The 24,721-nt window shown below is 57.6% G+C and carries 23 protein-coding genes; 12 read left to right on the top strand and 11 right to left on the bottom strand.

The annotated features are described in order from the left end of the window. Position 1: 1 nt before the first annotated feature. Genes AC0TOF_RS17480 through AC0TOF_RS17455 form a run of 6 tightly spaced genes read right to left on the bottom strand, consistent with a single transcriptional unit; the run spans position 2 to position 6,759 of the window. Positions 2-1,483, bottom strand: coding sequence for a M81 family metallopeptidase (locus AC0TOF_RS17480; RefSeq protein ID WP_473769177.1), 1,482 nt, complete (start codon positions 1,481-1,483; stop codon positions 2-4). Continuing rightward, complete coding sequence (locus tag AC0TOF_RS17475) at positions 1,480-2,442, bottom strand: ABC transporter ATP-binding protein (protein ID WP_473769176.1); 963 nt, start codon at positions 2,440-2,442, stop codon at positions 1,480-1,482. Before AC0TOF_RS17475 ends, AC0TOF_RS17480 begins: the two co-directional genes overlap by 4 nt. Beyond that, a complete protein-coding gene (locus AC0TOF_RS17470; protein ID WP_473769175.1) occupies positions 2,439-3,392 on the bottom strand; it encodes an ABC transporter ATP-binding protein in 954 nt (317 codons plus the stop codon). Before AC0TOF_RS17470 ends, AC0TOF_RS17475 begins: the two co-directional genes overlap by 4 nt. A gap of 2 nt (positions 3,393-3,394) precedes the next feature. After that, entirely contained in the window at positions 3,395-4,249 is an 855-nt protein-coding gene (locus AC0TOF_RS17465; RefSeq protein WP_473769174.1) for an ABC transporter permease, read from the bottom strand. Further along, positions 4,246-5,172, bottom strand: coding sequence for an ABC transporter permease (locus AC0TOF_RS17460; protein WP_473769173.1), 927 nt, complete (start codon positions 5,170-5,172; stop codon positions 4,246-4,248). The genes AC0TOF_RS17465 and AC0TOF_RS17460 overlap by 4 nt, the downstream gene beginning before the upstream one ends. Before the next feature lie 3 nt (positions 5,173-5,175). Then, the gene (locus AC0TOF_RS17455) at positions 5,176-6,759 is read right to left on the bottom strand and encodes an ABC transporter substrate-binding protein (RefSeq protein ID WP_473769172.1); all 1,584 of its coding nucleotides are present in this window, start codon (positions 6,757-6,759) and stop codon (positions 5,176-5,178) included. A 152-nt stretch (positions 6,760-6,911) separates the two neighbouring features. On the opposite strand from AC0TOF_RS17455, the gene AC0TOF_RS17450 reads away from it, so the two are divergent. Continuing rightward, entirely contained in the window at positions 6,912-7,766 is an 855-nt protein-coding gene (locus AC0TOF_RS17450) for a MurR/RpiR family transcriptional regulator (protein WP_473769171.1), read from the top strand. 315 nt (positions 7,767-8,081) lie between these two features. On the opposite strand, the gene AC0TOF_RS17445 is transcribed toward AC0TOF_RS17450, so the two are convergent. Both AC0TOF_RS17445 and AC0TOF_RS17440 read right to left on the bottom strand, forming a co-directional pair. Then, on the bottom strand, positions 8,082-8,885 hold the full coding sequence (locus AC0TOF_RS17445; protein WP_473769170.1) for an alpha/beta fold hydrolase: 804 nt from the start codon (positions 8,883-8,885) through the stop codon (positions 8,082-8,084). A 50-nt stretch (positions 8,886-8,935) separates the two neighbouring features. Beyond that, a complete protein-coding gene (locus tag AC0TOF_RS17440; protein ID WP_473769169.1) occupies positions 8,936-9,466 on the bottom strand; it encodes a DUF2087 domain-containing protein in 531 nt (176 codons plus the stop codon). A 438-nt stretch (positions 9,467-9,904) separates the two neighbouring features. Between AC0TOF_RS17440 and AC0TOF_RS17435 the strand changes: the two genes are divergently transcribed. Further along, positions 9,905-10,396, top strand: coding sequence for a GNAT family N-acetyltransferase (locus AC0TOF_RS17435; protein ID WP_473769168.1), 492 nt, complete (start codon positions 9,905-9,907; stop codon positions 10,394-10,396). Between the two features lie 350 nt (positions 10,397-10,746). Here the strand turns inward: AC0TOF_RS17435 and AC0TOF_RS17430 are convergent, their stop codons facing one another. Then, on the bottom strand, positions 10,747-11,703 hold the full coding sequence (locus AC0TOF_RS17430; protein WP_473769167.1) for an AraC family transcriptional regulator: 957 nt from the start codon (positions 11,701-11,703) through the stop codon (positions 10,747-10,749). Between the two features lie 214 nt (positions 11,704-11,917). Here AC0TOF_RS17430 and AC0TOF_RS17425 point away from each other — a divergent pair, with 214 nt between their 5' ends. The 10 genes from AC0TOF_RS17425 to AC0TOF_RS17380 all read left to right on the top strand — a co-directional run bounded on the left by AC0TOF_RS17425 (position 11,918) and on the right by AC0TOF_RS17380 (position 21,757). Beyond that, entirely contained in the window at positions 11,918-13,186 is a 1,269-nt protein-coding gene (locus tag AC0TOF_RS17425; protein WP_473769166.1) for a flavin-dependent oxidoreductase, read from the top strand. Positions 13,187-13,206: 20 nt separating this feature from the next. Beyond that, complete coding sequence (locus AC0TOF_RS17420) at positions 13,207-13,653, top strand: cupin domain-containing protein (protein WP_473769165.1); 447 nt, start codon at positions 13,207-13,209, stop codon at positions 13,651-13,653. Between the two features lie 115 nt (positions 13,654-13,768). Then, a complete protein-coding gene (locus AC0TOF_RS17415) occupies positions 13,769-14,938 on the top strand; it encodes an ABC transporter substrate-binding protein (RefSeq protein WP_473769164.1) in 1,170 nt (389 codons plus the stop codon). Positions 14,939-15,058: 120 nt separating this feature from the next. Further along, complete coding sequence (locus AC0TOF_RS17410) at positions 15,059-15,985, top strand: branched-chain amino acid ABC transporter permease (protein ID WP_473769163.1); 927 nt, start codon at positions 15,059-15,061, stop codon at positions 15,983-15,985. Then, entirely contained in the window at positions 15,982-16,995 is a 1,014-nt protein-coding gene (locus AC0TOF_RS17405) for a branched-chain amino acid ABC transporter permease (protein WP_473769162.1), read from the top strand. The genes AC0TOF_RS17410 and AC0TOF_RS17405 overlap by 4 nt, the downstream gene beginning before the upstream one ends. After that, complete coding sequence (locus AC0TOF_RS17400; protein WP_473769161.1) at positions 16,985-17,740, top strand: ABC transporter ATP-binding protein; 756 nt, start codon at positions 16,985-16,987, stop codon at positions 17,738-17,740. The genes AC0TOF_RS17405 and AC0TOF_RS17400 overlap by 11 nt, the downstream gene beginning before the upstream one ends. Beyond that, the gene (locus AC0TOF_RS17395) at positions 17,740-18,438 is read left to right on the top strand and encodes an ABC transporter ATP-binding protein (protein WP_473769471.1); all 699 of its coding nucleotides are present in this window, start codon (positions 17,740-17,742) and stop codon (positions 18,436-18,438) included. The genes AC0TOF_RS17400 and AC0TOF_RS17395 overlap by 1 nt, the downstream gene beginning before the upstream one ends. A 128-nt stretch (positions 18,439-18,566) precedes the next feature. Further along, the gene (locus AC0TOF_RS17390; RefSeq protein WP_473769160.1) at positions 18,567-20,195 is read left to right on the top strand and encodes an AMP-binding protein; all 1,629 of its coding nucleotides are present in this window, start codon (positions 18,567-18,569) and stop codon (positions 20,193-20,195) included. Between the two features lie 34 nt (positions 20,196-20,229). Next, positions 20,230-21,045, top strand: a complete 816-nt coding sequence (locus AC0TOF_RS17385; protein WP_473769159.1) for an alpha/beta hydrolase — start codon at positions 20,230-20,232, stop codon at positions 21,043-21,045. Positions 21,046-21,250: 205 nt separating this feature from the next. Then, entirely contained in the window at positions 21,251-21,757 is a 507-nt protein-coding gene (locus AC0TOF_RS17380) for a MarR family transcriptional regulator (RefSeq protein WP_122002269.1), read from the top strand. 54 nt (positions 21,758-21,811) lie between these two features. Here the strand turns inward: AC0TOF_RS17380 and AC0TOF_RS17375 are convergent, their stop codons facing one another. Both AC0TOF_RS17375 and AC0TOF_RS17370 read right to left on the bottom strand, forming a co-directional pair. Continuing rightward, a complete protein-coding gene (locus AC0TOF_RS17375; RefSeq protein WP_473769158.1) occupies positions 21,812-23,119 on the bottom strand; it encodes an MFS transporter in 1,308 nt (435 codons plus the stop codon). Between the two features lie 44 nt (positions 23,120-23,163). Further along, positions 23,164-24,714: an indolepyruvate oxidoreductase subunit beta family protein gene (locus tag AC0TOF_RS17370; RefSeq protein ID WP_473769157.1), complete on the bottom strand. Its 1,551-nt coding sequence runs from the start codon at positions 24,712-24,714 to the stop codon at positions 23,164-23,166. Between the last annotated feature and the right edge of the window lie 7 nt (positions 24,715-24,721).

Genomic DNA, 24,721 nt, shown 5'->3' with positions numbered 1-24,721 from the left:
CCTACATCTGATCAAGGGGATAAATGGGCCGGGGCACGTTCCGGTATGGAAGCTTCGCGTAATTCATCGTGCACAGTGCACCGCTATCGCAAACGATTACCTCTCCGGCAATCGGCTCGAAATCAGCGCGGAAATGCTGCATGGATTTGACCACGATCACGCGATGTGCGGTCGGCTCGATCCCGAACGCCCTGAACTGCTGCTGATCCAGAAGTTGCGAGCGCTCACTCACGACCAATACGTTCACTCCACCGATTGCCACGACGGCGGTCGGCCCGAAGCTGAACTCAAGACCGCCCATCTGTGGGCCCGTCCCCACCAGCCTGCCGTCGCTCAGATGCATCAGCTTCGCGTTCACATCCAGCGGGGCGCCGCCAAAGCGAGGGTCCATCTTGCCGCCCAGCGAAAGGAATACCGTATCTCCAATTTCCGCCCGGGACAGACTATCTACCGCTTCCGGGTCGATCATGGGACCGAAACAGGCATCCTTGACGCCCGCTTCCAGCAAAGCAGCCAGAAGCGCCGTTGAATCACCGTAACCGCCTGCGCCCGGATTATCCGCATAGTCAGCGATGACGAGCGGGCGTGTTCCTGAATAATGCGTGGCGAGCCGGGCGGCATTTTCCGGCGTATGAAACCTGTTCAGGATGTTGGCGCGATTGCCCCACATACTGTCAGCGATCCGCTCGGCGAAAACCCTGTGCGGTGTTGCATCACCATCATAGGTCACCAGAACCGTCGGTCCCATTTCGGGAATGTCTGCACTGGCGAAAGCGCCATTGATGCTGACCGCGAGCGCTCCGGGTGTCTTTTCATGCGCCCTTGCCTCGGCGATCCATTCGACCATCGGGCCTATATCGGTGCGACCGGAATTGGCTTCCTCAAGCATGGGGCGGCGAACGAGAAGGGTTCGGGGTTTGACGGCGCCTGCCATGGCGCGCTGTAGAAGTTCGCCGGCATGATGCGCCGTCTCGCGTATGTCGACATGGGGATAAGTCTTGAACGAGATGAGAATATCCGCGTACTCGCACATTTTGGCGGTGACATTCGCGTGGGGATCCAGTGTTACGGCGACGGGAATGCGACGCCCCATTGCGTGACGCAACCGTTCCAGTAATTCGCCCTCCCCGTCCGGCGAAAATTCCGTCACCATCGCTCCATGAAGGCCAAGCAAAATGCCATCGAGACGGTATCCCAGTTCACGCACCCTGTCGATGATCCTGCCCGCAATCCGGTCGAACGCATCGCGCGTCACCGGCCCCGCCGGCTCCGCCTCGGCGCTTACCGTATGCACGACATCCCAGCCATATAAGCGCCCCTTGTCGAGAAATCCGGCAAGCTCGGTATTCGCATCGCCACGAGCTGCAATCGCCGCCCGACCTTCAAGAATACCGACCGAAGCGAATGCTTCATAACCGGTTTTCACTCTGTTGAAGGTGTTCGTTTCATGGGCGAATTCAGCTGTCAGGACACAATAGCTCATTGCGCTTCCTCTCTTTGGGCGTGATGGCAGGCAACCTGATGGCCGACGGCGTACTGCTCCGGCGCCGGATCGGCCTGATGACATATTCCGTTTGCCTGAGCGCAGCGTGCCGCGAAGGCGCAACCTGCGGGCAAGGCGTAGCCGCTGGGCGCTTCGCCAGCCAGTTTGGTAATCTCGCGCCGATTTTCCGGGTCCGGTTCGAAAACGCTGCTCATCAGCATTTGCGTATAGGGGTGCACCGGCACTCCCTGCTTCGGGAGCACCTCGACAATCCGGCCCGCATACATGACGATTGTCCTGTCGCAGAAATAGCGGACGAGGCTCAGATCATGGGAAATGAAAATATAGGTGAGGCCGAGTTCGCTGCGCAGCCGATCGAGCAGGCTTATAATCTGCGCCTGCACGGAGACATCCAGCGACGCAGTCGGCTCATCGAGCACGATCAGTGACGGGTTCAGCGCAAGTGCACGCGCGATACCGACGCGCTGCTTCTGCCCTCCGGATAGCTGGTGGGGATAACGGCGCGCAAGAGAGGCATCAAGCCCCACCATGGTCAAAAGCTCCGCAATGCGCTTTTCCGTTCCGACCGCCTGCATCCCCTGGACCCTGAAGGGCTCCAGCAATGCCTCGCGCGCGGTGAAACGGGGGTCTATGGAGGAGTAAGGGTCCTGAAAGACCATCTGCATCTTCTGGCGCGAGCGCTGCATTTCCCTTTTGGAAAGCGAAGCAAGGTCACGACCTTCGAAGGCGACGCCACCCTCGCTCGGTTCCAGCAGCCGCAGGATCAATCGTGCCAAGGTCGACTTGCCGCAACCGGATTCTCCCACTACGCCGACGACTTCCCCACGGGCGACATCGAAACTCACGTCCCGCACGGCAGAGAAGATTTCCGGCTTGCGCCACAGGCGTTTCGTCACGAAGCGACGGCTCAGATTGCTGACAGTGAGAATTCCGGTCATATCGATTCCACTAGATGGCACGCGACGCCAGCATGATTTCCGCATTGCCGGAACTCCGGAACACTTTCACCACAAACGGGCTGCGCCCTTGCGCAGCGTGGATGAAAATTGCACCCTGGCGGCAGCGCCGCCATGCTGGGCACCATGCCGGGAATTCCCACGAGACTGCCTCTCTGCATGTCGCTGCGCGGAATGCAGCGAATAAGCGCCTCCGTATAGGGATGGCGGGCTGCTGCGAAAATGGATCGGACCGGCGCGCGCTCCACGATACGACCGCAATACATGACCGCGACATGGTCGCAGGTTTGCGCGACCACGCCCATGTCATGGGTGATAAGGATCATCGCCAAGCCGCGCTGCCGGACCAATTCCACGAGAATGCGGATGATCTGCGCCTGAACCGTCGCATCGAGCGCCGTCGTTGGCTCGTCGGCGATCAGCAGGTCGGGCTCACCCGCCAGAGCCATGGCGATAACGATCCGCTGCTTCATCCCTCCGGACAGTTGGTGAGGATAAAGCCGATGCACCCTTTGGGGATCGGGAATGCGCACATCCTTCATAAGCTCCAGTGCCTTTGCGAAAGCCGCCTTGCCATCCAGCCCGAGATGAAGGCGGGTAGCCTGCTCTATCTGCCTGCCGACAGGAACCATAGGGTCGAGCGATGTCATCGGATTTTGCGTGATCAGACTTATGCGGCCGCCACGCAGCCGACGCATCCCCTCTTCCGGCAAGCCGGTTATATCGCTTCCATCGAAGATAATCCGGCCCCCTGCAAAGCGGCCCCCGACATAGCCGAGCAGGCCCATGATTGCAGTGGCGGTAAGTGACTTGCCCGATCCCGATTCCCCGACCAGGCCTAGGATTTCGCCACGGTCAACGCTGATTGTAACGTCGCGCACGGGTATGAAGGCCCCGAATGCTATCTGCAGTTTCTCAATGGAAAGCAGCATATTCACCCTTCCCTCGCCCTGGTGCGGAAATCCAGCGCTCCAATGATCGCGTCGCCGACGACGTTGAGCGCGATGACCGTCAAGGCTACAGCGCAGCCGGGTATGATAATCACCCATGGAGCCACAAAGAGCTGCGCAGTTCCCGAACTCATCATTGCTCCCCAGCTCGGTGTCGGCGGCTGGGCGCCAAGGCCGAAAAAGCCAAGCGTCGCCTCGAGAATGATGGCGTCACCCGTGGCGAGCATGGCCGCGACGAGGACTGGCGCCAGCACATTCGGCAAGAGATGCCGGAACAGGATATGGAAGCTTCCCGCCCCCAGATTGACCGCCGCATCCACATAAGCCTCTTTCTTGATCTGCATGACCTGTGTGCGGGTCAGCCGCGCAAACTGTGCAAGATAGGCGATGGCAACCGCAATGATCACGCCATGCAGCCCCGCGCCGACCACGGCGACAAGCATGAGAGCGATGAGTATTTCCGGAAAGGACCAGGTGAGATCGATAACCGTCATCAGCGAGCGGTCGATGAAACCGCCGAAATAACCGCAGACGGCACCCAGCACCAGGCCGAGCAGAACCGAGAAACCAACCGCCGTGACGCTTACGGACAAGGAAGTCTGCGCCCCGACAATCATGCGGGACAGGACGTCTCGACCGAACTCGTCCGTGCCGAATGGATGGGCGAGTGAGGGAGCCTCATTCATTATCGCGATGTTCTGCGCATCATAGGCATAGGGAGCAACGAACGGAGCGAAAATCGCCGCAAACACCAGGAGGACGATGAAGCTTGCGGCCAGAGCCACGGGCATCGAAATGGAAAGCCGCCACCGCGACGGCAAGGTGACCGTATCGGTCATTTTGAAACCTCACGCTGCCTTGGGTCCATGGCCGCCTGGGCGATGTCTCCCATAAGAGTACCGAGGATGACCGCCATGGCGAGCATCAGCAGGCATCCCTGAACAAGCGGATAATCGCGCTGATTCAATGCCCGGATCAGCAATGATCCCAGACCCGGGCGGGCGAAAACCACTTCCACGGTGATTGCTCCGCCCAGAATCCAGCCGATCCGCAGGCCAAGAATGGAAATGACAGGCACAAGGGCATGACGCAGCACATGGCGCAGGCGGATCGCATGCTCCGAAACGCCTTTTGCGCGCAGCAGCATGACGAAATCCTGTCGGGCAATCTCGATCATCGCAACCTTGGTCACGCGCGCCACCAGCGCCACGCCGCCAAGGCCCGTGGCAATGACGGGCAGGATCAGCGAGTTCCACCCGCGGGCACCCGAAACCGGAACCCAGCCCAGCCATACTGCGAATACCAGAATCAACAAAAGTCCCAGCCAGAAGCCCGGAATGGTCGAGCCGAGCAGAATGCCGGTGGTGATGCCGCTATCGATACGCGTTCCGTAATATCTTGCCGCCACCACACCGGCGCCGATGCCAGCGATGGTTGAAAAAAGAAACGCCGCGCCGCCAAGAAGCAGACTATCCGGCAGGTTCTGCGCGATGAGTGCCGCGACAGGCCGCGACTGGATGATCGAGGTACCGAAATCCAGCTTCAGGACATTCCCCATCCAGATGACATACTGCTCGAACAGGCTCTTATCGAGACCGTATCGGGCTGTCATCTGCTCACGCAGCGCCGGGGATGACCCGGCGCGCAGGAGGTTGTCGACCGGATTTCCCGGGACCAGATGGATCAGCAGAAAAACTATGACGGAGACGACGAAAAAGACCGGCAGAACGCCGAGAAGCCGCCGCAATATGAATGCTGTCATGGCCTACTGCCACTTCGCGTCGAGAAGCGTCATGCTCCCGATAGCGACCTCACGAATGTTCGGCGGCAGAACCAGCCTGCGATTGATGGCGTTTATTTTCTCGAATTCGTGCAGGGGAACAAATACGAAATTCTGCAACAGGTTTTCGTGATATTTCGTATATTTGGCGACCCGCTCATTCCAGTTAAGGGCGCCGCTTTCAGCATCTTTGCGCAGTTTTTCGGACTGGGGATCATCCCAGCGCGTGCTGTTGGGATGCGGAATGTTCTGCGCACTGAAGAACCAGCCAAGGATGTCGGCATTGTCCCAATCGTAATGGCTGACGACCAGTTGATGCTCGCCTCGCCGCAAGGCGTCCCGCAGGCTTGCGCTGTCGTATAGAGTGATGTCCACCACAAACCCCACAGCGCGCAGCTGGGCCTGAATGATTTCGGCCATGCGCTTGTAGGCCGTTTCGGAAGACGACCATAGTTGTATCTTCAGCGGCGCTCCGTCCTTGCTGCGAACACCATCCGCCCCCGGCTTCCATCCCGCCTGATCCAGCAGCTGCGTTGCTTTCGCAACATCCTTTTGGATCAGAAGCGCCGGTTTCACCTTCGATTCCTCCAGCGAAGAAGCGAGAAACTGATGCGCCGCCGCGCCCGAACCGCCGAATATCGCCTTGAGAATGGGCTCCTGATCGACCGCAAGCGCCACCGCCTGCCGGATGGCCGGATCGGAGAACGGCGCTGTACTCGTATTGAACTGCAAATAGGAAACGCCGGTCGCTGGCATATTACGCAATTCGATATCGCCATTCGCTTTCAACTGGGGAACAAATTCCGTTGGAACGCCGAGCAATATATCTGCGCCGCCCGTATTCAGTTCCAGAAATGCCGTCGAGGAATCCTGTATTTCACGCAGCACCAATTTCTGGATCGCAGGCGCTCCCTTATTCTGCGAAAGCTCGCTTCCCCAGGCATAATCCTCATTGGCGACAAGGACCGTCTCCTGTCCGACAACGAAGCTCTCCAGCCTGTAGGCCCCGGTGCCAACCGCTGTCATGACGCCGAAATTCTCTCCCGCTGCGTCATAGGCCTTGGGAGATGGAATACCCATGAAATAGGAGGCCAGGTTATAGAGCAAATTCGGATCGGGCCGCTTCATCTCGAAACGAACGCTATGCTCATCCAACACGACTACCCGTTCGATTGCACCAGCCACATGCTCGTTCGCAGTGCCTTTGAACCGGGGTATCCACCAGGCGACTACATCGGCATTGAAAGGTTCGCCGTCATGGAAGCGAACGTTCTTCTTCAGCTGGAATGTCCAGTTGAGACCGTCATCGCTCTCCTGCCAGGACTGTGCCAGATGCGGATGAAATGTGTGCTCATTGGACATGGCGACAAGCCGGTCATAGATCAGATCAGCGGCGACGCTCAAAAGCGTGGCGCGAATCGGATCGAGATGCGGCGCACCGGTTTCATCGCTCGAGAGGATGATCGTGGCTTCCGAGGGCGCTGCCTGCACGGGCAGAAGTGCGGAAAACGAGACCGCCGTTGCCAGCACAAGGGCTGACGATGACAGCAGAAATACGCGACGGTTCATAACTCCTCCACTGACCGTTCATATGTTCCGGATTGCGCGTCTTGTTTGGCGATGCCTTGACGCGTCATATTAGGGCTGATGGTATTTTGGTATATTTCTATCGTCAATACATTTATGACAGAAAAATACCATGACTGCAAAAAGGAGAGTCAATGTCCGAATCTATCCGTGAGCGTCTCAAGGCCAGCCTGGAAGCGGGCACCGCCGCCGACAGCTTGATAGCGAACTACATGCTTATCAATCTGAACACGCTCCCCTTCGAGAACGCGGCGACGCTTGCGGAAAAAATCGGGGTCGGCGAAGTCACGATCGGACGGTTTTGCCGCAAGCTCGGATACCGGCATTTCAAGGACTTGAAGAAGGATTTGGGTGAATCCATCGGAGACCAGCCATGGCTGGTGGGCGACCGTCTCAAGGAGTTCACCGAACAGAGCAATCAGGGCGATGCTTCCGCAAAGATACTTGAAAAGGAAATCGCTGCCCTGGTTCATATTCACGAATTTACCCGCAAGCCCGAATGGACCCGCGCGGCCAGTCGCCTCGCGAGCGCCAACAGGATATTCGTCGTCGGTTTTCAGACCGAGCGCGGTCTGGCGCAATATTTCGCAAACCAATTGCAATACCTACGGGACGGCGTTTTCCTCGTCGACACATCCAGTGGTAATTTTCAGGAAATATTTCTGGCGGACCACGCCGATTCCGCGCTCGTCATGTTCGAGGCGAGAAAATATTCCAACCTTGCCATGCTGCTTGCCCGGAAGGCAAAGGAACTGAATATTCCGATCACGCTTTTTACCGATCCTTACTGCCACTGGTGCAGAGGCGTTGCTAGCGAAACGTTCAATGTACCGACTGAACTGGGGACCTTCTGGGACTCGACCGCAATGATGGGTGTTCTGGGCAATCTGCTGTTGAACGAGGTGGTCAACCAGATCGGCCCTTCGGTCGAGGAACGGATGAACAGTATATCGGCTCTCTACAATCACTTTACCGGCCACGTGAAATGAACGGCCTCCTTCCAAGCCCTTGGTCTGCGCCCATGAGGTGATCCGTTTGGAATGTTGGTGCAAACGCCGTGATGTCGGCGGTCAACGCCGCTTCATCGTCCGGGGTCTTGGCGATCTTGCGCTGTGGAACAATGCTGACCGAGACCGGACATGCCCGTCTCTCGGACACACCCGGTTCCTCGATGACACGATCCACGCAAGCACGGCGACGAACGGAGCTCGGAAGTTTCCCTTGGGGCCCTCAGCTATCTTGCTCAGGGAAGGTCTGAAACGGCGCGCCGCTGCCAACGCCTTCGTGGAGAATTGACTGTATCCCTATGCGAGGAATTCCGTCAGGCAGAACCGAACTTGCCGGGCACATTCCACTAGGGCCATATGGGTTTGGCCTTTCAGAACCCGCAGTTGGGCATTTTGAATGCCGCTTCTGGCGGATTCCATCGTACCGTCCCCGAAAAACTGATCCCGCTCGCCACCGATTATCAGCGTTCTTGCTGTGATCGAGGCCAAATCGGCTGGCCGCGCCTCTGTTATCATTTGAAGGTATCGGACAATGACTTGGCCTGAATTCATTTTCTCAGCAAGTTTTTTGCGGTCGATCCAAAGCTTCATCTTCAGGAGAAGATTCAGCAACGGATTGCGGAAGATCGTGGTAAAGTCGTCCACCAGCTGGCGGTATTCTTCTTGTGCGGCGAACTGTTCCTGCCGGCGGATGCGCCTCTCGCCTTCTTTGCTGAATTTGTGAGCGCTCGCCACCAGAACAAGGCTCTTGATCCATCCTGTCGGTCTGGCGGCAAGCCGTGTCGCCAGCAACCCGCCATAGGATATTCCCATAAGGGTAGAGGCCTCGGGGTTTAATGAACGGATTGCCAGTTCAATATCCGCGACGATCGTCTCGATGGTTGCATCCGGATGAGGTTGCTGATCGTAACCGATCAGAATGAAGCCCCGCTTCACCGGAAGCATGCGCGCAACTCGTGTTGCGTCCCGCTGCATTCTTTCAAAGCTGTGCTTGCGCACAAATCCCTGTCCGCCATTGATGACGATCACAGGGTCAGTTTGATCTTCCGTGCGAATATAGGGAATTTTGCCAAGCAGAAAGCCGGTTTGAAAATTGGTCATGATGTTTCCTCAGCAGCGATAGCTGCTTTCGTCAGGCGATGGATGTCGGCTTATTTTAAAGCGACGAGGCGCACGGCAGCCTGCGCTTCGGCAGGCATCGGCTGCTCGATGCGACGATAGACACGACCGTCGCGGGTCCGCGAAACCAATCCCGTATCGCATAGTTCGCGCCGCAGCAAAGCATGATCGCCAAAGCTGTGCCATGATTTCAACTGCGCGTTTACTTCACCCTCTGTCAGATCGGTTCGGGCGGGTAATCGTGACCACAAGATCCATAGTACCAGTATCTGATCCGACCGCTTGCTGGGGAAACGTGTGAGAACCTTCTGCTTGTCAAAGCAGCGAGCTACGCGCTCGACATGCGTCTGATTAATGACAGGCTGCTGATCTTCCGCGATCTTTTCCGATTTTTCGACGCCGGCCCGCAAATGCTGGAAATTTTTATAACCGGCACCTTTGGCGAGGATGTTCAGAACCTCGACATGAGAGAGCGGTTTATCCCGCTCGGCCAACGTACTGCGTAAACTGCGAGCCAAACTGGAAATGTCGTTGACATGAAATGGTATCAATTCCCTAGGCATGATCCCTGATCCTCAAGGCGTGCCGTTCAATAGAAAATCGGTGATCGCCATTCCGACGCGGCACGAGGAAGGTGTATGCGTCAAGGAAACAAAAAATGCAGGTTTAGCTTGCCCGAGGGCGGCGATGCCTAGGTGAACTGCTGACCGGTCATCCGTATAGCAGCAATGCGAACCGCGAGCAAGAGCGGATACAGTCCGTCCGGCCATCACCTCATGAATGGCTTGCATCAGGTGCGTCGGCCACCTGCAGGGCATTCACCCCAGAGAACGATTGGGAACGTATGGACAGGAAGCTCTGCCGCAAGGCAAGCGCCTCTTGACCTTCGTCAGAATTTTGTTTCAACTACAATCTGGGTACAATAGCCCACGTCGTTGGCGGACGATTTCGAAACCGCGCTGACTTATTGTCGGCTTTCTCTCAAAATTTAGGGAAGTGTTATGAGTGAGATAGTCGTCTCGCGGGATGCCGAGATTTCGTTTCGGCGTATCTCCGCTTTGACCGTCACCGATGTTTGCGCTCTCAGCGAAACTTTGTCGGACGCCCAACGAAATGTGGTCGCAGACAATGGTACGTCCATCGCTGAAGCGCATTTTTCAGAGAACGCGTGGTTCCGGGCCATCTATGCCGACGAGACTCTGATCGGCTTCATCATGTTGCACATTGGAGCTGATCATGACGACGGCATCGACTGCCCCGGCGTCTTTCTATGGCGGTTTATGATCGCCGGCCCTTATCAGAGGATGGGGTTCGGAAAGAAGGCAATCAGCTTGCTGGTCCGAGACCTGAAAGTAGGAGGGTTCAAGGAACTCTATACGAGCTACGGCTTGGGAGAAGGCAGTCCGGAAGAGTTCTATAAGCGTCTTGGTTTCACTCCGACTGGAGACACCTACGATGACGAGCTTGAAGCGGTTCTGAATTTCAGCAACTGAGACTCAATCCACTGACGAACCTTGAAGGCCGGGCTCCCGGCCGTATCGTTCTGTCTCCCATCTACGTCTTTTACGACAAGGAAGACAGTTCTCCCGAAGTGCAATTTGACGGCGCTTGGCGCGAGCGTTTCTGAATTGCACCATCCAAAGGCACCCAAGAGAAAGGCGCAAGTAGTCCAAATTGACCGAACGGTCGCCTTTTCTTGCTTTGCGCCATTCTCCAAATAATTAAACCAGCACCAGCTTCATCCTAACAAGAAGCCGCCTGTCCACCCCCTGAAATCGACAGTCACAGGACACCCAAAAGCAGTGCCGTGTCTAGCTGTTTGGTCCCAGGATGTATTGATGGATTATCGCGCGCGGCGCACGGTTTCGGATGGAAGATGGCCAAAGCGCTGGCGATAATCGGCCGAGAACAGGCCCATATGGTTGAAAGCCCAGGCCATGGCGATACGCGTAATATCACCGGGCCCGGCATATCCACGGGTAAGTTCCGCATGCACCTTGTCCAGCCGCATGTTCTTGAAAACGCCGAGCGGCGTGTTGCCACGGATACTGCGGAAGGTGCGATGCAAGGTGCGGGCGCTGGTGCCTGTTGCGTCGACCAGCTCCTGCAAGGTCAGTTGCTTGTCGAGATTGTCGAGCATGAATTTTTCGGCACGCTGGATATAGCTTGGAACCACGCTCGCCAGCGGTCTTGCGTAGAGCTGCGTATCGAGCGCCGCCGCAAGTGACGCCATCAGACTGTCTTCCAGCCGCTCCGACAAACCACCATGGAAAAATGCTTCCTTGTCCTTCTCGATCTCGTTCATGACGAAATGCGCCAGATGATAGAAGGCATGGCCGACCGGCGTGTCGAAGGATACGACCCGCTTTTTATGGGTAAACTGCTCGATGAACTCCTTGCCGCCCAGAATGTCGATCTGGGCATCGCTAAGGCTGAAGATCAGCATGCGCGTGGACGGGTGAAACTCAAGGTCGATGGCCGAATGCGCATCGACCAGCTGGGCATTCATGCCCGACTGATACAAAAGCTCGTCGCCGCGCCGGTCACGTGAGACGAAGATGCCCTGCAACGGAACCTGCAACAAGGTCATATCGTTATGCGCGTCCACCTCGATGCGTGCATGACCGCCGATGCGGATCGCCGTCAGGCCAAAGGGACGCATGCGCCCGTGTGCGACTTCCGTGCGGTAGGTCCGGCTGGATTTCTTCGAGATGCGGCAAGGCCGGAGCAGCCCGGACATAGTATCCTGGAACGAATCAATGGACGGCGAAAGCCGGTGCATATAGCTCGTAGTCAGCATCACGATATTCCCCGTATCTCATTTAGAGAGCATTTTATTTTAAGATTAAAGTATCACGCTGCGCCCAGAGCGCAAGCATCGCGAATATTTTGCCAGAAAGCGTGTTTCTGGCGGTTTCCTGTAAGGCATGGCGTTTTGGTGATAGACAGCGTCGTTCCCGCTTTTATCGTTGGGCCTAGGCGCCAGAGAGCAGCCAGAAAAAAGGGAACCGCGAATGAAAGCGATTATCGTTGGAGGAGGCATTGGCGGCCTCACCATGGCACTGATGCTGCATGCACGGGGCATTGACTGCCAGATTTTCGAAGCAGCGCCGGAAGTCCGCGAATTGGGCGTTGGCATCAATGTTCTTCCGCACGCCATCCGCGAACTGGCCGAAATCGGCCTGCTTCCCGCGCTCGACGCCACCGGCATCCGCACTCGTGAGTTGATCTACGCCACACGGCAGGGCCAGGAAATCTGGCGCGAACCGCGCGGCATGGATGCGGGCTATGACGTCCCGCAATTTTCTATCCATCGCGGACATTTGCAGAAACTGCTTTATGACGCGGTGATCCAGCGGCTTGGACCAGACGCCATCGTCACCGACCAGCGCTGCGTCGGCTATGCACAGAACGAAGGTTCGGCGACCATTCACTTTGCCGAAGGGTCGAAAATTGCATCTGCAACTGCAGATGTCATCATCGGCGCGGATGGCATCCATTCCGTTATCCGGCAGCAGATGTTCCCGAACGAAGCCGGTCTCAAATGGAATGGCGTCATGATGTGGCGCGGCGCTGTTGAAAGCGACCCGTTCCTTGACGGTCGCACCATGATCGTCGCTGGCGGCTTTACCTACAAGCTGGTGCTTTATCCGATAGCCAGGGCCACCACGCCCGGCAAAATTCTCAACAACTGGGTCGTGACCTATCGTCCCGGCACCGACGGATCACCTGCCCCGAAGCGCGAGGACTGGAGCCGTCGCGGCACGCATGAAGAGCTTATGCCACATGTCGAAAAATTCGGCATCAATGTCGTGGACCTCGCCGCTCTGGTGCGGGCAACCGATACATTCTTCGAATATCCGATGTGCGACCGCGATCCCGCCCGTTGGTGGACGGATGGCCGCGTGGCGCTAATCGGCGACGCCGCCCATCCGATGTATCCGGTGGGGTCGAATGGCGCGAGCCAGGCGATCATCGACGCGCGCACGCTGGCTGATCATCTTGCCACCGCTGAGCATGGCCGCGCAGCACTTGCCGCCTATCAGTCCATCCGCCTGCCCGCGACGGCGGAAATCGTCAGGCTTAACCGGCTGGGTGGCCCGGAAGGCGTCATTGATGAGGTCGAACGTCGCGCACCGTCCGGCGTTGCCGATCTGGACGGCATCATCAGCTTTGCCGAGCGCGAAGCAATCGTGCGCGGCTATGCCGCGAAGGCTGGCTTTTCAACACTGCAGGTCAACCGGAAAGTGACCCCGCTTCTGCCTGAAAATTTGCATCTTTAATATTGTGAAGGGAACTTAGAGTGACTGATCTTCCAGCTGGCGTGACCAAATCCGGCTCCTCCGTGGACGGTGTTGTCTGGCATATCCTGGGCCAGACCTATGTGCCCAAGCACGTCTGCGAAAGCTCCATGTCGTGGCACGCAACCTTTCCTCCCGGCACCTTCGTACCGCCGCATATCCACACCACGCAGGAAGAATTCATCTATGTGCTGGAAGGACGCTTCGACCTGCTTCTCGACGGCAAGGAAGCCGTTGCGGAGGCTGGCGACCTCGTCTGCCTGCCACGCAACGTGTCACATGGCATTTTCAACAAGACCGAACAGCCGGTGAAGTGCGTTTTCTGGGTTTCGCCCACCGCAAAACTCTGGGACCTGTTCGTTCGCATCAACAATGTCGGCGATCCCGCTGAAATAGTTCGCGTTGCGCCGACACATGAGGTTGAATTTTTGCCCGCGCCAGAAGAATAATGCATCCGCCCGGCAGGCGTATGGGAGTACATCTGCAGGGTAATAAGCATTTCCAGCGTCGGACAATGCGAAAGAATAAGAAAACAAAGCAAAAATCTGCAATCGAGGTGGAACTATGACAATTTCGACGAAAGCGGCTTTCGCGTTGCTCGCCGCAACCATGCTAACCGGAACCGCGCAGGCCGAGGACGGCAAGATCAAGATCGGTTTGATCTACACGCTCAGCGGACCGTCCGCCCTTTTGGGCGAACAATCCCGCGACGGCTTCCTGCTTGCCATGGAGAAGCTGGGCAACAAGCTCGGCGGCCTCGATGCGGAAATCATCATTCAGGACGATGAACAGAAGCCGGATATCGGCGTCAACAAGGTCCAGCAGATGATCCAGCGCGACAAGGTGGATTTTGTGGTCGGGCCGATTTTCTCCAACGTCCTCAATGCTATCGTCAAGCCTGCGACCGATTCCGGCGCGTTTCTCATCTCGACCAATGCAGGCACGTCCAATCTGGCCGGCAAGGATTGCAACGCCAATCTGTTCGTCACCTCCTATCAGAACGACCAGATGCATGAGGTTTCCGGCAAATATGCCGAAAAACAGAACTATAAGCGCGTTTTCCTGATCGCCCCGAACTATCAGGCCGGCAAGGACGCGCTTGCCGGTTTCAAGCATTCCTACAAGAACGAAGTCGCGCAGGAAATCTATGTGCCGCTCGGCCAGCTGGATTATTCGGCGGAACTGGCGCAGATCGCCGCAGAACAGCCGGACGCAGTCTATGCTTTCCTGCCCGGCGGCATGGGCGTGAATTTCGTCAAGCAATATCGTCAGGCTGGTCTTGAAGGCACGCCGTTCCTCTCCGCATTCACCGTGGATGAAACGACCCTGCCCGCGCAGCAGGATGCAGCCGTCGGCTTCTTCGCCGGTTCGAACTGGGCGCCTGATCTCGATTCACCTGCCGCCAAGGAATTCGCGACCGCCTATGAGGCGAAGTTCAAGCGCGTACCGGCAACATATGCCGTGCAGGCCTATGACGCCGCCATGCTGATCGATGCGGCCGTCAAGCAGGTCAAAGGCAATATCGCCGACAAGGACGCGTTGCGCGCTGCCATGAAAGACGCGAAATTCACCTCGCCGCGTGGTGAATTCAGCATCGGCGACAATCACTTCCCGGTTCAGAATTTCTATCTGACCAAAGTCGTCAAGCGTGACGACGGCCAGTTCGCCACGTCCTATGTTGAAACGATTTTCAACGACTACAAGGACAATTACGCAGCTGAATGCAAGATGTAACCCGGTGGAAGAAGGGTGCTCCGATGAGCCCAGTCTTCTCAATTTCCAAGTCTGAAACAGGTCACGCCAGCCGCTCTGGCGTGACGCCGGCTTCAGTACAACGAGTTCCGGACGTCCCCCATGCTCAATCTTTTTCTGCTGCAATCCCTTAACGGGATTCAGTTCGGCATTTTGCTCTTTCTCGTCGCCGCCGGGCTGACGCTGATCTTCGGCGTCATGGACCTGATCAATCTGGCGCATGGTGTGCTTTATATGGTCGGCGCTTATCTGACCGCGAGTTTCACTGCCATGACCGGCAGCTTTTTCTATGGCATCATGATCGCGCTTCCCGTCACGCTGGTCATCGGCATCGTGCTGGAAGTGCTGGTCTTTCGACGATTATATGAACGAAGCCATCTCGATCAGGTTCTGGCAACCTTCGGGCTGATCCTGATCGTGAATGAATTGGTGAAGATCATCTGGGGTGCCGCACCGCTCAGCGTGCCGATGCCGGAATCGCTTTCCGGTTCCATCCAGCTTTTCGGAAACCTGCGCTATCCCGTCTATCGCCTGCTGATCATCGCAGCTGGCCTTATCACGGCGGCAGGTCTCTATGTCCTCGTCAATCACACGCGCATCGGCATGCTGCTGCGCGCCGGTGCCACCAACGGCGACATGGTGTCGGCCCTTGGCATCAATATCCGCCGCCTGTTCATGGTGGTGTTCGGTTTGGGCGCAATGCTGGCAGGCTTTGCCGGCGGCATGGTCTCCCCCATCCTCTCGGTCGATCCCGGCATGGGCGATTCCATCCTGATCCTTACCTTCGTCGTCATCGTGATCGGCGGCGTCGGTTCCGTTCGTGGCGCTTTTGTTGCGGCCATTGCCGTTGGCCTCGTCGATACGCTGGGCCGCACCTTCGGGCCGATTCTGCTGCGCAATCTGCTCGACCCCGCCGCAGCCTCGCAAATGGGCCGCACGCTGGTGCCGATGCTCACCTATATTCTGATGGCAGCCGTGCTCTATTTTCGCCCGACAGGCCTCTTCCCGGTACAGGGAGGAACGCGATGAGCGAGATTACCCATAATAACACGCGCGATACCGCCATGCCGGAAAAGGCAAAGGGCCGAGCCTCGCCTTTGCTGGATGTAGGCCCCTGGCTGGTCTTCTCCGCCTTTGCAATCGTGCCGCTTCTCGCCTCCGTTCTCGGCGACAGCTTTCTTCTGGTGATCGTGACCCGCATCATGATCTTTGCGCTGGCCGCGCTTTCGCTCAACTTCATCATGGGTTACGGCGCGCTCGTTTCCTTTGGTCATGCCGCCTATATCGGGATCGGCGCTTATGCAGTCGGCATCCTGTCCAGCTATGGCATTGACGATCTGATCTTGCAGCTGGTCGCGGCCATCATTGCTGCAGCGCTCTTCGCGCTTGTCACGGGCTATATTTCGCTTCGAACCAGCGGCGTTTATTTTATTATGATCACGCTGGCCTTTGGTCAGATGGCTTTCTTCTTCATGGTCTCCCTGTCGGCCTTTGGCGGCGACGACGGCATGACGCTGTCGTCGCGCTCCACGCTGTTTGGCAATACGCTGCTTTCCAGCAATCTGGTGCTGTTCTATTTCGTGCAGGCGCTGCTGGTCGGTGCGTTTCTCACCTTCCGCATGCTGGTGCATTCACGGTTCGGTCGTGTGTTGCGCGGAACGCGGGACAATCCGGTGCGCATGCGCGCCATCGGCTTCTCGCCCTTCTCGTTTCAGCTCACCGCCTATGTGATTGCCGGTGTGGCGGCGGCGATTGCCGGTGTGCTGCTCGCCAACCAGATCCAGTTCGTTTCGCCTGCTTTCATGAGCTGGCAGCGTTCCGGCGAACTGATCGTCATGGTCGTTCTGGGCGGCATGGGCACGCTGATCGGGCCGGTCCTCGGCGCAACCGCCTTCATCGTGCTGGAAGAAGTGCTGGCGCATTTCTCCGAGCATTGGAAACTCGGTCTCGGCCTTTTCCTCGTCCTCGTCGTGCTTTTCAGCCGCGACGGCATTGGCGGGCTGATCCGCAAGCTGCGTGGAGGTTCCGATGTCGGATGAACTTCTTCAGGTCCATGACCTGCACAAGAGCTTCGGCGCGCTCAAGGTGACGGACGGCGTCAATCTCACCGTCAAACGCAGCGAAATTCACGCGCTGATCGGCCCGAATGGCGCTGGCAAGACGACGCTGATCCATCAGCTTTCGGGCAACCTGAAAAGTGACCGTGGCTCGGTCGAGTTTGATGGTCGTGACATTTCCGGTCTAGCCATGCCCGCGCGTGTTCACTTGGGCCTCGCGCGCTCGTTCCAGATCACCTCGGTTCTGGAAGGTTTCAGCGTGCTGGACAATGTTGCGCTGGCCGTTCAGGCGCGATCCGGCTCAAGCTTCCGCTTCTTTCAGGCCGCAAGCAAGGAGGCCGAAATCAACGAGCAAGCCATGGCGGCACTTGCCCGAGTGCGGCTGGACGACCGCGCTCATCGCCGGGCCGGAGCGCTGTCGCATGGCGAAAAGCGCCAGCTTGAGATTGCCATCGCGCTCGCCACGCAGGCGCAGATGCTGTTGCTGGACGAACCTCTGGCGGGCACCAGCCACGAGGAATCCGTGGTGCTGGTCGATTTGATGCGCTCACTGCGCCAGACCCACACGCTGGTTCTGATCGAGCACGACATGGACGCCGTTTTCTCGCTGGCCGATCAGGTGAGCGTGCTTGTCTACGGACGCGTCATTGCATCCGGAACGCCCGCCGCCGTGCGCTCCGACCCGGACGTGCGCGCCGCCTATCTCGGTGAAGAGGAGGCCGCATGATGCTGAAAGTCGAAGGACTCCAGAACGCCTATGGCCAGTCCCGCATTCTCTTTGGCATCGATTTTGAAGTCGGTGCGGGAGAGGTCGTTACCATTCTCGGCAGAAACGGCATGGGCAAGACGACAACTATCAAATCGATCTTTGGCTTGCTACCGCCCAAGGGCGGCAAGGTTTTCGTCAATGGTCATGACGTGACCGGCAAGCCGCCCCATGCGATTGCCCGCGAGGGACTGGGGCTGGTCCCAGAGGGACGGCAGATATTCCCGACGCTCAGTGTCGAGGAAAATCTTTTGGCCACGCGACGCTCAGATGCGCGCTCGTCCAAATGGACACTGGAGAGCATCTACCGGATGTTCCCGCGCCTGAAAGAACGGCGGCGCAATATGGGCAATCAACTTTCCGGCGGCGAGCAGCAGATGTTGGCAGTTGGTCGCGCCCTGATGACCAATCCGAAAATGGTCGTGCTGGACGAGGCGACGGAAGGATTGTCGCCGCTCATGCGCGAGGAAATCTGGTCCTGCCTGCGCAACATCAAGGATGAGGGCGAAGCGATCCTCGTCATCGACAAGAATGTCGATGCGCTGGCGCGCTTCGCAGACCGTCACGTGGTCATCGAGAAAGGCCGTGTGGTGTGGAGCGGCGACAACGCCGCGCTTTTGAACACCCCGGAAGTCAAGGAACGTTACCTGCACGTTTGACCAAGAACACATCGCCCTCCGAGAAGATGGGCATGAAAACAAATAGTTAGGACGGTTCCAACGATTCAGCTTTCACTGAATCGCTTGGACAGTCGAACGCAAATGACTGGCTTTGACAGGAGACGAGCATGCATCCCAGCGCTCATGTGGACACATTCGTACTGGATAATCTGCCGGCTGCGGAGCTTCTGCCGGATATCATCAACCTCGAAGAGCTCGGTTACCCGGAACAGCTGAACGTGACCAGCGAACTGGTGGATGCACATCTGGCGAACAGCAAGGGCGACCGCATCGCCTTGCAGGCGCCGGGCGTGCGCTGGACCTATCGCGATCTTGCCGCCATGATCAACAAGATCGCCAATGTGCTGACCGACAAGCTTGGCATGAAACCGGGCAATCGCGTGATGATCCGCTCAGGCAACAACCCGACCAAGATTGCGCTTTATATGGCGATCATCAAGGCGGGCGGCGTTGTAGTCGCGACCATGCCGCTGTTGCGCGCCCGGGAGCTGGTTCAAATCATCGACAAGGCCGAAATCAGTATTGCCTTTTGCGATCACGCACTGATCGGCGAAATGCAGAATGCGATGGCGCAAACCAGCTTCGTCAAAACACTGGTGACCTGGGACGGCAATGCTGGCGGAGAGCTTGGCGCATTGCTGACCGACGCCTCCAGCGATTTCGAGGCAGTTGCGACACGCGGGGACGATCCGTGCCTGCTCGGCTTCACATCCGGCACCACCGGCCTGCCGAAGGCGACCATCCATTTCCACCGCGACCTGCTGATCGTTTGTGACTGCTATGCGCATCACATTCTGGACGCGACGGAAAACGACATCTTCATCGGCTCACCGCCGCTGGCTTTCACATTCGGTCTTGGCGGGCTGGTCCTGTTTCCATTCCGGATTGGGGCTTCTACAGTGCTGCCCGCAAAGACCACCCCGCATGATCTGGCGCTAGCCATTGGCGAATACAAGCCGACCGTCTGTTTCACCGCGCCGACGGCTTATCGCGCGATGCTTTCGAAGATCGAACAATATGATCTTTCCTCGCTGCGCAAATGTGTTTCAGCCGGTGAGGCCCTGCCGCTTCCCACTTTTGAAGCGTGGAAACGCGCAACTGGGCTGTCGCTCTCAGACGGCATCGGTGCAACGGAAATGCTGCATATCTTCATCTCAGCACCGGAAAAAGATATCCGCCCCGGCGCGACCGGCAAACCCATCCCTGGCTATGAAGCGCGTGTGATTGACGACAATGGGCAGGAATGCCCGCCCGGGACGCCTGGACGCCTCGCCGTACGCGGACCGCTCGGCTGCAAATATCTGGCCGACCCGCGCCAGACAAAATATGTCGAGAACGGCTGGAACATCACTGGCGACACCTATGTCATGGATGAGGACGGCTATTTCTGGTATCAGGCGCGCAATGACGACATGATCGTTTCGGCCGGATACAACATTGCCGGACCGGAGGTCGAAGCCAGCCTACTTGCGCATCCAGCGGTGGCAGAATGCGGCGTGGTGGCGGCACCCGATGACGAACGGGGCTGCCTCGTGAAAGCCTATGTGGTGCTGAACGAGGGCTATAATGGCGATGCGAGCTTGCAGGAAGCACTGCAAAGCCACGTCAAAAGCGAACTCGCGCCTTATAAATATCCACGCGTGATATGCTGGGTTTCCAGCCTGCCCAAGACGGAATCCGGAAAATTGCAACGATCTGCCCTGCGCGCGCAGGCGGCAAGCGAAGCCCGCGCCTGACGCGGCTTCACGCATGGATATGCAGGAGAATTCAGTGCTTCGCGACTTCGATACCGCCTATGACAATATGAGTGCCATCAGCGATTCCGCCAGTTATCCCCCGCGCTGGACGGAACTGGCCTCGAGCTTTCGCGAAAAAATGCGCGATCAAGGCCGTTTGATACCCGACATTGCCTATGGCACCGGCGCGCGCAACCATTACGATCTCTTTCTGCCGGAAGGTTCGGCCAAAGGCACACTCGTCTATGTCCATGGCGGCTATTGGAAGGGACTGGATAAAAGCTTCTGGTCGCATCTGGCGCAAGGAGCGCTTGCGCGCGACTATCGCGTGGCCATGCCAAGCTATACACTCTGCCCCGAAACGCGGATTTCCGGCATCACGCGGGAAATCGGCAGCTTCATCGACCATCTGGCGGAGGAAGTGGACGGCGACATTGCTTTAACCGGCCATTCAGCCGGGGGGCATCTGGTCAGCCGCATGGCTTGCGAAAGCGCGCCCATTGCTGCCGCAACGGCAAAACGGATCAGGCGTGTTCTTTCCATCAGCGGGCTGCATGATCTGCGCCCGCTCCTCAAAACCGCGATGAACGATATTTTCCAGATGGATGCGGCGGAAGCGGTCGCGGAAAGTGCAGCACTACAGCGCCCGCGCGCCGATATCGCCGTGCATTGCTGTGTCGGCGGCGGCGAGCTCATGGAATTCAGGCGGCAAAATATGCTGCTGGCAAATATCTGGTACGGATTGGGGATCGAGACCAGCGCTTGGGAAATCGACGGCACGCATCATTGCAATGTGATCGATACGCTGTGCGATCCCGAAAGCCGCGCCATTCAATTTCTCTGCCCCTGACACCAACCTGCGATCAGGCGACCAGACCGGCGGTGTTTTCAGAAATCTAGACGGGAGGGTCGGTGCGATTGTCGCTTCAGGCTCGCTTTTCACTGGCATCTTTGCGCAACCGATATTAACACCGATGAGAGCGCCTTGTTGCGCCTGATGCTGAAACGCGTCGGGCATATGGCTATTGCAACCATGATCAATGACGAGGGAATTCATGGAGGAACGCTTCTCAGGTACGGTTCTGGCTTCCGAGCATCAGGAGGAGAACCCCGCGCGTTCGCTGGGCGAAATCGGCCTCAACAGTTTTGCGCCCTACCTGATGAACCGCCTGATGGCGCGCTATAACGCCAACCTTGCCGAAGCGCTGAAGGACCGTCAGATCACAACCGTCAAATTGCGCACGCTAGCCGTCTTGAGTGTCACCCCTTCGGCCACGATCAATGAGCTTGCGGTCTTTACCGTGACCGAACAATCAACGATGAGCCGCACGCTCGATTCGCTTGAAGAGCAGGGTTACATCCGCCGTCAGGCGCGCGCTGAAGACATGCGCATCCGCGATATTTCGCTGACCGAAGAAGGCCGCAACATCTTCAACGAAGCATGGCCGGTCATGTATGATCTGCTGCTTCAATTATTTGAAGGTATCGATGAAGACGAACATCGTGCCTTTGTCGGCACCTTGCAGAAAATGCTGCGCAATATCCGTAAAAACGACCTTTGATATTATGTTGAATAAGAGGCCGATCCGCCATGGGCGGATCGGCCTTTTTGTGACTCAATCCGACGAGCTAGACGGGATCAGCGCGGTTGCCACAGCTGCGAGAGCGGCGACAATAGCAAAGATGTAGAAGTTCCACTGCGGACCGACATTGAGGCTTGCGATCAGTCCGCCCAGGAGCGGGCCAGAGAGAGCGCCGATGCGGGAGAAGCTCAGCGCCCAGCCGGTTCCGGCGGAGCGGATCGAAGAGTCGAGCCGCTGGGCCAGAAAGCCTGTCAAAACCAGCGATGCCGACACCGTGCCAAAACCAGCAATTGCGACGAAAACATAGTTCATCAGCAGCGAGCCCTTGAAGGCAAGCGCCACAATGCCAAGCGCACCCAGCGCATAGGAACAGGTAACCGTACGGCGCACGCCGAAGCGATCCGCCCATGTACCCAATACAATACCCCCGATTGCCGAGCTAAGGCTGAATACGGCAAGGAATAGCAGGCTGTTGCCGAGATCATAACCGTTCTTGCGCATAATCTGCGGTAGCCATTGCGCGAGGCCATAGACCAAGAGCAGGCCCATGAAGAGCGCACTCCAGAAACAGGCTGTTTCAAATGCCTTTTTCGGGGAGAAGATTTCGCTGAAAACCGTGCGCCAGCCAACCTTGCTATGCTTGCGGACAATCGCCGCCGGAACGCCGACGTCCATGCGCGCTGCTGTCTTACGCGCCGCATCATGCTTGCCGCGCTGGACCAGCGATTCCACGCTTTCAGGCAGGAATGCTAGGAAGACCGGGATGAACAGCAGTGGGATCGCGCCGATCAGCACGATGGTGCGCCAGCCATGCGCTTCAAGAAAACCGCGACCGCACAAAGCTGCGGCAAGCAATCCCATCGAATAGCCCGAATACATGAGACCGTAATTGAAGCTCTTCTTCTTGATAGGGGAATATTCAACCGTTAGCGCCGCTGCGACAGGAATGATCCCACCAAGACCGATGCCGGAAATAAAACGGCTCAATCCGAAGATGAACGGGGACGGCGCCATGGCGCTGACGATCATGCACAGCGAAAACAACGTGATACAGGCGATGAAGAGCGGCTTGCGTCCATGGAGTTCGCTCAGCGTGCCCGCAAGAATACCGCCGATCAGCATGCCGATCACAGTGTAGCTGCCGATGGCGCCAAGCTCTATCGGCGTCAGTTGCCAGACCGGATCGACAGACAAGGCGGGCAAAATGGCTCCAATGACACCGACGTCATAGCCTTCCGCAAAAATCGCAAGCCAACACAGGCCAACGACGAGCAGGCTTTTACCTGCCGATATTTCCTTTCCGGCAACAGCCGGCGCATCTATGCTCTGGACTTGAGACATAGTCATTCCCCTTTTATTTTGAATTGGCGAGGCGCGCGTTTTGATCAGAGCGTTGCGATTGTTTTCAGAGCGCCATCGAGCGCGATGCCCTCCTCATCAAGCAGGGCTGCTTGCCGCAGGCGCCGCAACCAGACCGCGCCGTCTTCCCGCTCGGACAGAAGAGGAAGAGCAGACAGGACGCGATCGAATTTCGACAGGCCGCGTGAATGCGTATCGGAATAGCCCTTGACCAGACGACGGCAGCCGAGAACCTCAACCGCTAGATCATAATTCTTGGGCAATGCGGCCAAAGCCTTTGCCAGCCAGGCTTCGCGGTGTTCGACTTCACGCTGATGGCGCAGGCTACCGCGCCGGAAACGACGCAGGCCAGACACAACATAAAGCCCGGTGAACCAGAACAGCGTTCCCGTGTTGACCCGGCGACCCTTGCTGACACGTTTGTCGAGCCACGCAAAGAGTTTCGGGCGATTTTCAATCCATGCGCCGATGCCTTTCGGCAAGGTGCCGCACACCTCTTCCATACGCGGATGCATATATTCGGTCGTATAGGCGATCTGGTCCTTCTTGAGGCCGATTTCCTTGCGCACCCGCTCGAACCGCGAACCACGCACCTTGATATCCGCCACCCGGACCACATCGTCATAAGCCATGGCGACTGCGACATATTTTGCCGCCTGTTCGGTGAAAGCAAAGCCAAGCGCCGCACCGCCATTATCGCGATCCGCCTTGAGCAAGGCGGCGCAACGGGTCAGATATTCATCCGCATAGGCCGGGTCCTGAAACTCGGTCAGTTTCTTGATGCCCGCAAAAAGCATGGGATGGCATTCAACCGGAAACTCGCTGCGAATGCGCTTGATAAGCGCGTCTAGTGCTGGGTGATCGGCCCGTTCGGGCAGAGGGTCGAGCCGCTTTGCAGGCGTTGCTGCCAGCTTGTCATTCGCGCCGCCAAGCGCGCGCTGATAGGCAGCTTCAAAAGCTTTGAGACTGGCTTCAATGCCTTTGCCGCCAGACTTGATCGTCGTTTCAAAGGCGGCTTTGTCGAAGGGCAAAGCGCCGGAAGCCGCAAGCGCGCCGAACAAGGCTGATGACACCACGCTGCCGCTTTTGGTTGCCAGCGCTTCCATGTCGAAAGCAATGGTCTTGCGCGCGGCAAAGGCTGTCGCATCTTCGACGACCACGGGATTGCCGGTGCCGTCGCCCGGCTTTTCCTTTTCACCCACCGCGAAAGAGCGATGGGTGGAGGTGATGAGTAAGGTCTTGTCCGGCGTCACGAGGCCACGCAGCACCGAGCGCCCCGCTTCCATTAATTCCGCTGCGATGACGATATCGACATCGCCGGGCGTGGGCATCAGCGACAGGATCGGATGCGCACCTTCGCGGGCCCGCAACAGCTCAAGATAATAGATCGTCGCGCCGGTTCTCTGCGCCACGCCGGGCACGGACGTGGTTTGCGCGACCCAGCCATTGGTTTCCGCCAGCGCCACAACCCAGTCGGCCAAAACGCCGCCGCCCTGACCGCCCATGGCGAGGATGGCAATCGAAAGTGGTTTATCCTGCGAAAGAAGAACGGACGGCGATACATTCAGTGTGGCCATGGCCTGT

The organism is Ochrobactrum sp. PL_is501 (assembly GCF_055816895.1).
The sequence above is the reverse complement of the archived record's forward strand: the minus strand, read 5'-3'. Positions and strand labels throughout refer to the sequence as shown.

What these genes read in the sequence shown, in the direction of transcription:
- AC0TOF_RS17480 (WP_473769177.1), bottom strand. Translation starts at nt 1,483, where the DNA reads ATGAGCTATTGTGTCCTGACAGCTGAATTCGCCCATGAAACGAACACC.
- AC0TOF_RS17475 (WP_473769176.1), bottom strand. Translation starts at nt 2,442, where the DNA reads ATGACCGGAATTCTCACTGTCAGCAATCTGAGCCGTCGCTTCGTGACG.
- AC0TOF_RS17470 (WP_473769175.1), bottom strand. Translation starts at nt 3,392, where the DNA reads ATGCTGCTTTCCATTGAGAAACTGCAGATAGCATTCGGGGCCTTCATA.
- AC0TOF_RS17465 (WP_473769174.1), bottom strand. Translation starts at nt 4,249, where the DNA reads ATGACCGATACGGTCACCTTGCCGTCGCGGTGGCGGCTTTCCATTTCG.
- AC0TOF_RS17460 (WP_473769173.1), bottom strand. Translation starts at nt 5,172, where the DNA reads ATGACAGCATTCATATTGCGGCGGCTTCTCGGCGTTCTGCCGGTCTTT.
- AC0TOF_RS17455 (WP_473769172.1), bottom strand. Translation starts at nt 6,759, where the DNA reads ATGAACCGTCGCGTATTTCTGCTGTCATCGTCAGCCCTTGTGCTGGCA.
- AC0TOF_RS17450 (WP_473769171.1), top strand. Translation starts at nt 6,912, where the DNA reads ATGTCCGAATCTATCCGTGAGCGTCTCAAGGCCAGCCTGGAAGCGGGC.
- AC0TOF_RS17445 (WP_473769170.1), bottom strand. Translation starts at nt 8,885, where the DNA reads ATGACCAATTTTCAAACCGGCTTTCTGCTTGGCAAAATTCCCTATATT.
- AC0TOF_RS17440 (WP_473769169.1), bottom strand. Translation starts at nt 9,466, where the DNA reads ATGCCTAGGGAATTGATACCATTTCATGTCAACGACATTTCCAGTTTG.
- AC0TOF_RS17435 (WP_473769168.1), top strand. Translation starts at nt 9,905, where the DNA reads ATGAGTGAGATAGTCGTCTCGCGGGATGCCGAGATTTCGTTTCGGCGT.
- AC0TOF_RS17430 (WP_473769167.1), bottom strand. Translation starts at nt 11,703, where the DNA reads ATGCTGACTACGAGCTATATGCACCGGCTTTCGCCGTCCATTGATTCG.
- AC0TOF_RS17425 (WP_473769166.1), top strand. Translation starts at nt 11,918, where the DNA reads ATGAAAGCGATTATCGTTGGAGGAGGCATTGGCGGCCTCACCATGGCA.
- AC0TOF_RS17415 (WP_473769164.1), top strand. Translation starts at nt 13,769, where the DNA reads ATGACAATTTCGACGAAAGCGGCTTTCGCGTTGCTCGCCGCAACCATG.
- AC0TOF_RS17410 (WP_473769163.1), top strand. Translation starts at nt 15,059, where the DNA reads ATGCTCAATCTTTTTCTGCTGCAATCCCTTAACGGGATTCAGTTCGGC.
- AC0TOF_RS17405 (WP_473769162.1), top strand. Translation starts at nt 15,982, where the DNA reads ATGAGCGAGATTACCCATAATAACACGCGCGATACCGCCATGCCGGAA.
- AC0TOF_RS17400 (WP_473769161.1), top strand. Translation starts at nt 16,985, where the DNA reads ATGTCGGATGAACTTCTTCAGGTCCATGACCTGCACAAGAGCTTCGGC.
- AC0TOF_RS17395 (WP_473769471.1), top strand. Translation starts at nt 17,740, where the DNA reads ATGCTGAAAGTCGAAGGACTCCAGAACGCCTATGGCCAGTCCCGCATT.
- AC0TOF_RS17390 (WP_473769160.1), top strand. Translation starts at nt 18,567, where the DNA reads ATGCATCCCAGCGCTCATGTGGACACATTCGTACTGGATAATCTGCCG.
- AC0TOF_RS17380 (WP_122002269.1), top strand. Translation starts at nt 21,251, where the DNA reads ATGGAGGAACGCTTCTCAGGTACGGTTCTGGCTTCCGAGCATCAGGAG.
- AC0TOF_RS17375 (WP_473769158.1), bottom strand. Translation starts at nt 23,119, where the DNA reads ATGTCTCAAGTCCAGAGCATAGATGCGCCGGCTGTTGCCGGAAAGGAA.
- AC0TOF_RS17370 (WP_473769157.1), bottom strand. Translation starts at nt 24,714, where the DNA reads ATGGCCACACTGAATGTATCGCCGTCCGTTCTTCTTTCGCAGGATAAA.